Origin of the sequence: Micromonospora sp. NPDC005220 (genome assembly GCF_040607895.1) — a bacterium.
GTDB lineage: Bacteria > Actinomycetota > Actinomycetes > Mycobacteriales > Micromonosporaceae > Micromonospora.
The window spans coordinates 1-10,072 of record NZ_JBEXHP010000158.1 but is presented as its reverse complement, the minus strand read 5'-3'; the positions used below and the strand labels follow the sequence as shown (position 1 = coordinate 10,072).

General features: G+C 72.2%; 7 protein-coding genes. 2 read left to right on the top strand and 5 right to left on the bottom strand.

Annotation, left to right across the window (positions count from 1 at the left end):
- Positions 1 to 69: 69 nt before the first annotated feature.
- Together ABZU52_RS30310 and murD are read right to left on the bottom strand one after the other, a co-directional pair.
- Positions 70 to 888, bottom strand: coding sequence for a poly-gamma-glutamate hydrolase family protein (locus ABZU52_RS30310; RefSeq protein ID WP_354974362.1), 819 nt, complete (start codon positions 886 to 888; stop codon positions 70 to 72).
- Between the two features lie 90 nt (positions 889 to 978).
- Entirely contained in the window at positions 979 to 2,325 is a 1,347-nt protein-coding gene (gene murD / locus ABZU52_RS30305) for a UDP-N-acetylmuramoyl-L-alanine--D-glutamate ligase (protein ID WP_354974361.1), read from the bottom strand.
- 82 nt (positions 2,326 to 2,407) lie between these two features.
- Here murD and ABZU52_RS30300 point away from each other — a divergent pair, with 82 nt between their 5' ends.
- A complete protein-coding gene (locus ABZU52_RS30300; RefSeq protein ID WP_354974360.1) occupies positions 2,408 to 3,757 on the top strand; it encodes a hypothetical protein in 1,350 nt (449 codons plus the stop codon).
- 112 nt (positions 3,758 to 3,869) lie between these two features.
- Here ABZU52_RS30300 and ABZU52_RS30295 read toward each other — a convergent pair whose 3' ends face one another.
- The 3 genes from ABZU52_RS30295 to ABZU52_RS30285 are packed head-to-tail and all read right to left on the bottom strand — an operon-like array spanning position 3,870 to position 8,140.
- Complete coding sequence (locus ABZU52_RS30295; RefSeq protein WP_354974359.1) at positions 3,870 to 5,660, bottom strand: PucR family transcriptional regulator ligand-binding domain-containing protein; 1,791 nt, start codon at positions 5,658 to 5,660, stop codon at positions 3,870 to 3,872.
- Positions 5,661 to 5,705: 45 nt separating this feature from the next.
- Positions 5,706 to 7,157, bottom strand: a complete 1,452-nt coding sequence (gene argG, locus ABZU52_RS30290) for an argininosuccinate synthase (RefSeq protein WP_354974358.1) — start codon at positions 7,155 to 7,157, stop codon at positions 5,706 to 5,708.
- 47 nt (positions 7,158 to 7,204) lie between these two features.
- A complete protein-coding gene (locus ABZU52_RS30285) occupies positions 7,205 to 8,140 on the bottom strand; it encodes an RNA methyltransferase (protein WP_354974357.1) in 936 nt (311 codons plus the stop codon).
- A 5-nt stretch (positions 8,141 to 8,145) separates the two neighbouring features.
- On the opposite strand from ABZU52_RS30285, the gene ABZU52_RS30280 reads away from it, so the two are divergent.
- A complete protein-coding gene (locus tag ABZU52_RS30280; protein WP_354974356.1) occupies positions 8,146 to 9,993 on the top strand; it encodes a thiamine pyrophosphate-requiring protein in 1,848 nt (615 codons plus the stop codon).
- Positions 9,994 to 10,072 lie beyond the last annotated feature (79 nt).

Here is a 10,072-nt window from a genome sequence, read left to right as displayed (position 1 = left end):
TGCACGATCTGCTGCGCTGCGCCCGGCCGGCCCGCGCCGCAGGCCGGCCGGACCGTCAGGACCGGCGGCTCACGCGGCGGCGCGCAGGGCGAGTGCGGCCCGGGTCGCGGCGACGAAGGACCAGAAGACCGGCCGGGTGCTGTTCCGACGCCCGGCCCGGGTGTTGTCGCCGAACATCGCCACCCGCAGCGGGGTCGTCAGTTCAAGCTGCGCGCCCGCCTTCGTCAGCGTCCGGTTGCAGATGTTGCCCGGGTGGGTGCCGTCGATCGCGTCGTTCGTACCCTGGGCCACCTTGACTCCGACCTTGGCGAACTCCTGGCGCAGCAGCTCGCGCAGTGTGGTGTCCAGCCCGCCGATCAGCACCGCCTCGCTGCCGCCGGGCTCCCCTGCCTGGGCCTCGGTGCAGCCGTGCAGGGCGACCGCGTAGCGGGCCCCGCCGCAGATCGACTCCGCCCACGGGTCGTCGCAGTGGGTGGAGGTGACGTGCAGGGCACTGTTGCCGGTGCCGAGCAGGCCCTCGAACATCCAGTAGTCGTGCTGACCCAGGCCATCGGTGAGGGCCGCCCCGGTGCCGGGGTGGACACCAGCGACCGCGAGGCAGAGCTCGGAGGTGCCGGTCTCGATGCCACCACCGTGCGGTGCGATCACCGCCGTCTGCGGTAGGCCCACGTCCACGGTCAGGTCGGTGTCGAGCACGCCCAGACGGCGGTAACGGCGGGCGTACTGGGTGCCTTCGGTCAGGGTCTGGTCGGCGTACAGCTCGGTGTTCGAGGCGTACCCGTCGGCGGCGGCCGCCCGGGCGGGGGTGCCCCCGGCCAGCAAGGTCGGGCCACCGACCGCCGCCGTCGCCAGTGCCGCCAGGACCGTTCGTCTCGAGGTAACCGCCATCGTCTCTCCCGCATGATCATCGAATGGTTGCGGAGAGATTATCCTCAGTGGCGGCGCGGCGTGGTCCCCTGTGGAGGGTGGCCCCGGTGCTCATCGTGCGGTGTCGGCGACGGCCTGGGCGAAGACCTTGGAGCGGTGTTCGAAGTTGCGGAACCGGCCGTAGCTGGGCGCGGCCGGGGACAGCAGCACCACTCCGCCGGCCGGGGTCACCAGCCGGGACAGCCGTACCGCGTCGACCAGGTCGTCGACGAGCTCGGTACGCACCTTGGGCAGGTCGGCGAGCGCCTCGACGATGCGGGCGCCGCTGTCCGGGATGCCGATCACGGTCAGCTCCCGCTCGGCGAGGTGCTCGGCCAGCGGCGTGTAGTCCAGGCCCCGGTCGGTGCCGCCGACGATCACGGTCAACGGCCGCCCGTCGTACGCGTCGATGGCGTGCATGGCCGCGTACGGGCTGGTGGCCAGGGTGTCGTCGACGAACGTCAACCCGGACGGGTCGGTGATCTCGGTGAGCCGGTGGGCCAGCCCCTGGAACTCGGCGACCGCGACGGCGAGGTGATCCTTCTCGGCCACCACGTCGATGCCGAGCGCGTCGAGCACGGCGAGCGCGACGCAGAGGTTGCCCTCGTTGTGCCGGCCGACCAGCGGCAGCACGGCACGCGGGAAGAGCGGCTGGGCGCCGAGGTGGAACCACGGCGTGCCGTCGACGCCGGTGGCGACGTGGGTGGTGTCGGGGTGACCGGCCCGGACCGCCGGCAGCTCACCCAGCTCCGCGGCGAGCCGCGGGTCGGCGCCGTTGACCACGATCGTCTGCGGGTCGTGGGCGAGCAGGTTGAGCTTGTCCCGGTAGTACTCCCGTTCCCCACCGTGCGCGTCCAGGTGCTCGGGAAAGAGCGCGGTGACCACCGCCACCCGGGGCGATTCGGTGAGGTCGCTGCACTGGTAGCTGGACAGCTCCAGCACGTACAGCTCGGCTTCGGGCAGGTCCAGGGTCGGCACGCCGATGTTGCCGCCGAAGACGTTCGGCCGGCCCATCGCGGTGAGCAGATGACTGATCAGGCTGGAGGTGGTGCTCTTGCCCTTGCTGCCGGTGACCCCGACGGTGCGCGCGGCATGGTCGGCCATCCACAACGCGGTGCCCTGGGTCACCGGGATCCCGCGTCGGCGCAGCTCGACCAGCCACGGATGGGTCTGGGGCACGCCCGGGGAGCGGACCACCACTTCCGCGGCGGCCAGCCGTTCGAAGCCCGCCTCACCGGTGACCAGCGGCGCCGCCTCGGCCAGCGGGCCGTCCCAGGGCAGCGACAGGAAGTTCGCGCTGTCGTCGACGGCGACCAGCTCGGCCGGACCGTGCGCGGCGATGGCGGTCACAGCGGCCCGGCCCTCCCGACCGGTGCCCCAGACGGCGACGGTTCGTCCGCGCAGGTCAGACAGGCGCACGGGGCTCTCCTCGGGGGTCACGGCGGCGGCAGGGCGGGCCCGGTCCGGACACGGCCGGACGAACCAGGGCCTAGTATGGCGTGTGCCCAACGAGCAGCTCCGGCGGATGGACGCCTTCACTTTCCCGTCCTACTCGATCGACTACGCCACCGGCGAGGTGTTGTTCGACTACGCCCTGACCGGCCCGGCCGGTGAGCAGCGGTTCACCGAGGTGATCACACTCCCGCTGCCGGCGGAACCGCCCTCCGACGAGACGGTGGCGACCCTCAACCGGGTGCTGGAGGTGCTGCACCTCGTCGCCGGGGTCAGCTACTACAAGGCCGCCGCGCCGCCCCGCCTCGTGCTGCCGGCGCCGTTGGGCGCGGCCACCGTCGACTACGTCACGGCCATCTACACCAAGGGCCTCGCGGAGTACGCGTACCGCAATCAACTGCCGCACGTCCTCCAGCTGCGCCCCGAGGTGCCAGCCGGCACGCCGGAGTCGCCCCGGGTGTACGACGACTCGGACCGTCGCCCGCTCTCCGCGGTCGGCGGCGGCAAGGACTCGATCGTCAGCCTGGAGGCGCTGCGCCGCGCCGAGCTGGACCCGGTGCCGTTCTCGGTCAACCCGAACCACGTGATCGTCGCGGTCAACGAGGCGTCCGGGCTGGTCCCCCTCGCGGCCCGGCGGCGCCTCGACCCGGTGCTGTTCGACCTGAACGCGGCCGGCGCGTTGAACGGGCACATCCCGGTCACCGCCATCAACTCGCTGATCGCGGTGGCCACCGCCGTCCTGCACGGGCTGGGCCCGGTGGTGATGTCCAACGAGCGTTCGGCCTCCGACCCGAACCTGGTCTGGAACGGCCACGAGATCAACCACCAGTGGTCCAAGGGCGTCGAGGCGGAAGGGCTGCTGCGGGCGTCGCTAACCGAACACGCCGGCCTCACCGACCCGTACTTCTCCCTGCTGCGCTCGCTGTCCGAGCTGCACATCGCCCGACTGTTCGCCGAGTTCACCCGGTACGACGACGTGGTGACGAGCTGCAACCAGGCCTTCAAGCTGCGCGACGCGTCCGAGCGCTGGTGCCGTGACTGCCCGAAGTGCCGCTTCGTCTTCCTGGCCATGGCGCCGTTCATGCCCCGGGAGCGGGTGGTGGGCACCTTCGGCGGTGACCTGCTGGCCGACGAGTCGCAGATCCCCGGCTACCGCGAACTGCTGGGCGTCGACGGGCACAAGCCGTTCGAGTGCGTGGGCGAGGTCGAGGAGTCGGTGGTGGCCCTCGGCCTGCTCGCCGAGCAGGACCAGTGGCGCGACGCCCCGGTGATCCAGGCCCTTGTCGACGCCGTACCCGAAACAGCCTGGTCCGCAGTAGCCAGTTCCGACGTCTTCACCCCCGGCGGCCCCAACCACATCCCCCCCACCTACGCCAAAGCCCTAAACGCCCTCACCTGACCCCCACCCAACCCACAGCTCGCCTCGGTGATCAAGAAGTTTGCGTCAACGCGTCCAACATTTCTGACGCAAACCTCTTGATCACCGCGAGCAGGCGGGGAGGTGGGAGGGGTTAGGGGGTGCGGACTGCTTCCAGGGCTAGTAGGGCCACGTGCAGGGACAGGCTTGCCTCTACCGAGTCGAGGTCCACGTCGAGGATGCGGGCTATGCGGGCCAGGCGTTCGTAGAAGGCCGGCCGGGACAGGTGGGCGGCGGCGGCACCGGCGGACTTGTTGCGGCCCTGCTCCAGGTAGGCGCGCAGGGTGTCGAGCAGCCGTTCCCGGGGGTGCCGGGCGTCGTACTCCAGCAGCGCCCCGAGTTCGCGTTCCACGAACGTCTGCAACCGGGGCTCATCGCGCAGCAGGTGCAGCAGGCCGGCCAGCCCGACGTGCGGCAACCGGAAGATCGGCAGGTCACGCCGGTCCCGGCGGGCCGCCTCGGCGATCTGCCGCGCCTCGACCAGCGACCGTCGGGCCTCCCGCAGGGTGCTCACCCCGGACCCGGCGGCCACGATCACGGCACCCGGGCCAGCACCCCGGGGAACGTCGAACCCCGCACGGGTCGGATCGGCACCGGCCGCCGCGCGGGAGGCGTCAGACCCGGTACGGGACACGTCGGCGCCGGAAGCCGCCCGAGCCGGTTCGACACCGGGTCCCGGCCGGCCTGCGCCGGCGTCGAGGCGTACCCGTCGAAGGGCGCTGGCGAACGCGGACAGCGCGCGGTCCTCGGCGGCCGGGTCCGGTAGGGCCAGCAGCGCACCCACCGAGTTGTCGTCGACGGCGCTGGTCAACGCGGTCAGCTTGGCCTCCCGCAGGGCCTGGCCGACGGCCTCGGAGAGGTCCCGGAGCCGAGCCTGGCCGGCCTCGGGGCCGGCTTCCCCGGCGGGGTCGTCGGCGCGGTGCCGGACCATCACGCCGACCAGGTGCCGCCGGTCGAGCACCACGCCGAGCGCCTTGGCCCGTAACCCCACCTCGTCGACCGGACGGGAGTGGTCGAGCAGTGCGGTGAGCAGGGTGCGGTGCAGTTGCCGTTCCAGACCCTCGGCGTCGCGGCGGATCAGCCGGCCCAGCGCGAGGGTGGACGCGGCCCGCTCGATCAGGATGGTGAGCCGGGTGGGCGGGCCAGCGCTGGGCACGTCCCCGCTGGCCGGCCAGCGCAGCAGCAACCGCCCCCAGTCCTGCCCTCGGGCGCCGACGGTGGTCACCAGCCAGCCGCTGTACGGGTCGTACGCGGTCCGCCCGGCGGGACGGATCCGCCGGGAGTGCTGTTCCCAGCCGTCCAGCAGCAGTTCGGCGCTCTCGCCCGCCGGGTCGTACCCGAGCACCTGGCGGGACAGGTTCTCCAGCACCACCGGGCACCCGGACAGCTCGGCGGCCTGTCGGATCACCTCGGCGGTGTCGGCGCCCTCCACGGAGAGGTCGTTGAACCGCTGGTGGATCTCCTCGGTGGCGCGCAGCTCGGTGAGCTGCGCGTCGACGATCAGCGCGTGCACCGCCTCGGTGATCCGGACGAACGGGGTGGCCCGGCGCAGCTCCACCAGGGGCAGCCCGCGCCGCTCGGCGGCGGCGGCCATCACCCGGGGCACCCCGCTGACGTACCGGCGGCCCAGCTCGACGACGAGCCCGGAGACACCGACGTCGGCGAGGTCGCCGATGAACGCGCGCAAACCCGCGTCGTCTCCGGGCAGGCCGATGCCGGTGGTGAGCACCAGTTCGCCGCCGCCGAGCAGGGTGGCGATGTCCGGCACCTCGGCGACGTGCACCCAGCGGACGGGTCGGTCCAGCCCTTCGTCGCCGGCGACCACGCGTGGCGCGCCGTGGCGGACCGGGTCCAGGGCGAGGACCTCACGGACGGTAGGGAACACGGCCGCAACGCTACCGTCCGTGACACCGGACCTCGACGTGCCGGGTCAGTCGACGCCGAACTCCATCGCGGCGCGGTCGAGTGCCTCATCCTCCGCCGAGGCGACGCCCCGGGAGGCGATGGCTTCCGCGCCGCCCTCGGGCATCGCGCCGATCAACCCGGTCGAGGCGGCCTGCGCGGCGCCGATCATCCGCTGCGGGTTCCCGCCGCCGACCAGGCCGAGGGAGGCGTACTGCTCCAGCTTCGACCGCGAGTCGGCGATGTCCAGGTTGCGCATGGTGAGCTGGCCGATCCGGTCCGACGGGCCGAACGCCGAGTCCTCGGTACGCTCCATCGACAGCTTGTCGGGGTGGTAGCTGAACGACGGGCCGGTGGTGTCGATGATCGAATAGTCCTCGCCCCGGCGCAGCCGCAGCGTCACCTCGCCGGTGATTGCCGTGCCGACCCACCGCTGCAACGACTCGCGCAGCATCAGCGCCTGCGGGTCCAGCCAGCGGCCCTCGTACATCAGCCGACCGAGACGACGACCCTCGTTGTGGTAGTTCGCCAGGGTGTCCTCGTTGTGGATCGCGTTGACCAGCCGCTCGTACGCGTAGTGCAGCAGCGCCATGCCGGGCGCCTCGTAGATGCCGCGGCTCTTGGCCTCGATGATCCGGTTCTCGATCTGGTCCGACATGCCCAGGCCGTGCCGGCCGCCGATGGCGTTGGCCTCCAGCACCAGGTCGACGGCGCTGCCGAACTCCTTGCCGTTGATCGTGACCGGGCGGCCCTGGTCGAAGCCGACAGTGACGTCCTCGGTCGGGATCTCCACCGACGGGTCCCAGAACCGGACGCCCATGATCGGGTTGACCGTCTCGATGCCGGTGTCGAGGTGTTCCAGGGTCTTCGCCTCGTGCGTGGCGCCCCAGATGTTGGCGTCGGTCGAGTACGCCTTCTCGGTGCTGTCCCGGTACGGCAGGCCGCGTTCGAGCAGCCACTCCGACATCTCCTTACGCCCACCCAACTCGGTGACGAAGGCGGTGTCGAGCCACGGCTTGTAGATGCGCAGCATCGGGTTGGCCAGCAGGCCGTACCGGTAGAACCGCTCGATGTCGTTGCCCTTGAAGGTCGAGCCGTCGCCCCAGATCTGCACGTCGTCGGCGACCATCGCCCGCACCAGCAGGGTGCCGGTCACGGCGCGGCCCAGCGGGGTGGTGTTGAAGTACGCCCGCCCGCCGGTGCGGATGTGGAAGGCGCCGCAGGTCAGCGCGGCCAGGCCCTCCTCGACCAGGGCTGCGCGGCAGTCGACCAGGCGGCCGAGTTCGGCGCCGTAGCTGAGCGCGCGACCGGGCACCGAGGCGATGTCGGGCTCGTCGTACTGGCCGATGTCGGCGGTGTAGGCGCAGGGAATCGCGCCCTTGTCGCGCATCCACGCGACCGCGACCGAGGTGTCGAGGCCGCCGGAGAAGGCGATGCCGACACGTTCGCCGGTGGGCAGGGAGGTGAGAACCTTGGACACGGGGAAAATTATGCAATAGAACGCATGGCCATGCAAGCCGAAGTGGTCTACTCGCCGCCGAACGGCGGATCGTCGCGGCCCAGCTCCCAGAACGCCGCCGCCGCGGCGGCGGCGACGTTCAACGAGTCGACGCCACGACGCATCGGAAGGACCACCCGCACGTCGCTGGCGGCCTGGGCCGCCGCGGTGAGGCCGGGCCCCTCGGCTCCGAGCAGCAGCGCGGCCCGCTCGCGCTGCGCCGGGGTCAACCGCTGCATCGGTACGGCGTCCGGCGCGGGCGTCATGGCGAGCACCGTGAAGCCGGCCTCCCGCACCTGGTCCAGGCCGCCGGGCCAGCGGTCGAGCTTGGCGTACGGCATGGCGAAGACCTCACCCATGCTGACCCGGACACTGCGCCGGTACAGCGGGTCGGCGCAGGTCGGCGAGAGCAGCACCCCGTCGACGCCGAGCGCGGCGGCCCCCCGGAAGATCGCACCGAGGTTGGTGTGGTTGTTCACGTCCTCCAGGACGACGACCCGGCGCGCGGCGGCGAGCACCTCGGCCGCCGTCGGCAGCGGCCGGCGGTGGAACGACGCCAGCACCCCCCGGTGTACGTGGAACCCGGTGGCCCGTTGCAGCACGTCCTGGGTGGCGGCGTAGACCGGCGCGTCGCCGGTGTCCAGGTCGGCGAGCTGGTCGACCCGCTTGGCGTCGACCAGGTACGACCGGGCCGGGTAGCCCGCACGCAGGGCCCGGCGCAGCACCAGTTCCCCCTCGGCGATGAACAGGCCGTGCGGTGGCTCCCAGCGGGTGCGCAGCTCGACGTCGGTGAGCGCGCGGTAGTCGGCGATCCGGTCGTCGTCGGGGTCGGTGATCTGGTGGACAGGCACCCGACGATTCTGCCGGACGGCCGTCAGCCGCCCCGACGTCCGCCCGGTGGGGGTGTTTTGTCCGGTCGAGACGGGGAACGACCGGACGAGTAACGGACGCGACGGGAAGGACAAGCCAGGTGAGCGCAGAGCACACGGCACCGGGCGAAGCGGGCACCTTGCCCCGGCGTCCGACCGTCGCGGACCACATTGTCTCCCGCCTGGCCACCTGGGGCGTACGCCGCTACTTCGGCTATCCCGGCGACGGCATCAACGGCCTCACCTCCGCGCTGCAACGCACCAATGGGCGGGCCCAGTTCATCCAGGTCCGCCACGAGGAGACCGCCGGCTTCGCCGCCTCCGCGCACGTCAAGTACGGCGGCGGGCCGCTGGGCTGCGCGCTGGTGACCAGCGGACCGGGCGCCATCCACCTGCTCAACGGCCTGTACGACGCGAAGCTCGACCACCAGCCGGTGGTCGCCCTGGTCGGGCACACCGCGGTCACCGCCGAGGGCGGCGGTTACTACCAGGAGGTCGACCTGCTGGCGCTGTACAAGGACGTGGCTGCGGCGTTCCTGGCCCAGCTCGACCACCCCGCGCAGGTGCGCCACCTGGTCGACCGGGCGTGTCGAACGGCGTTGGCCCGGCGTACGGTCACCGCGCTGGTGCTCCCCGCGGATCTGCAGGACGAGCCGGCCGTCCCCGACCCGCCCCACGCGCACGGCTACTACCAGACCAGCAACGTGCCGAGCAGCACGCCGACCGTTCCGCCGACGGCGGACCTGCGCCGGGCCGCCGAGGTGCTGCGCGGCGGCGAGCGGGTGGCCATGCTGGTCGGGCAGGGCGCGCTCGGGGCCGAGGACGAGGTCCGCGAGATCGCCCACCGGCTCGGCGCCGGGGTGGCCACCGCGCTGCTCGGCTTCGCGACCGTCGACCACCGCGAACCGTGGGTGACCGGCGCGATCGGGCTGCTCGGCACCCGACCGAGCTGGCAGCTGATGAGCGGCTGCGACCGGCTGCTGATCGTGGGCAGCAACATGCCGTACTCGGAGTTCTACCCGCCGCCCGGGCAGGCCCGCGCGGTGCAGATCGACCTGGACGGCACCCAGCTCGGGCTGCGCTACCCGACCGAGGTGAACCTGACCGGCGACGCCCGCCCCACGCTACGGGCGCTGCTGAACGAGCTGGGCCCCGGCCCGGGCCCGACCGCCTGGCGGGCGGAGATCGCCGAGGCCACCTCGGCGTGGCGGCGCGCCCAACGCGACCTGGCCGAGCAGGCCGCCGACCCGGTCAACCCGCAACTGCTGTTCAACACCCTCAGCGACCGCCTCCCCGACGACGCGATGCTCGCCGTGGACTGCGGCACCGCGACCGCCTGGTACTCCCGGCACGTGCAGGTCCGACCCGGGATGCTGGCCAGCCTCTCCGGCACGCTGCTGTCCATGGGCGGCGCCATGCCGTACGCGCTCAGCGCCAAGTTCGCCCACCCGGACCGGCCGCTGATCGCGATGATCGGCGACGGGGCCATGCAGATGAACGGCGTCAACGAGCTGATCACGGTGGCGAAGTACTGGCGGAGCTGGGCCGACCCACGGTTCGTGGTGCTGGTGCTCAACAACCGGGATCTGGCATTCGTCAGCTGGGAGCAACGGTCCAGCGAGGGCATGCCGATGTTCCCGGACAGCCAACAGCTCCCCGACATCGGCTACCACCAGTGGGCGGAGGTGCTCGGGTTGCGCGGTGAGCTGGTCGACTCGCCGGACCAGATCCCGGGGGTATGGGAGCGGGCACTGACCGCCGACCGGCCGGTGGTCATCAACGCGCTCGTCGACCCGGCCGAGCTGATGGTGCCGCCACACTTCACCGCCGAGCAGGCCCGCAAGACCGCAGCGGCGGTGCTACGCGGCGACACCGACTGGGCCGGCATCATCCGCCGCGGCCTACCGGCCACGATCGCCACCTACCGCCCCCGCCGCCGCGAACGCTAACCCCACCACCCACCCACCCCCACCCCACCCCACCCCCCCCGAACCCGTTGATCATGAACTTTTTTACCCACCGCCCCGC

Excerpts from the sequence above, each read along its gene's own strand:
- ABZU52_RS30310 (WP_354974362.1), bottom strand. The coding sequence starts at position 888 with ATGGCGGTTACCTCGAGACGAACGGTCCTGGCGGCACTGGCGACGGCG.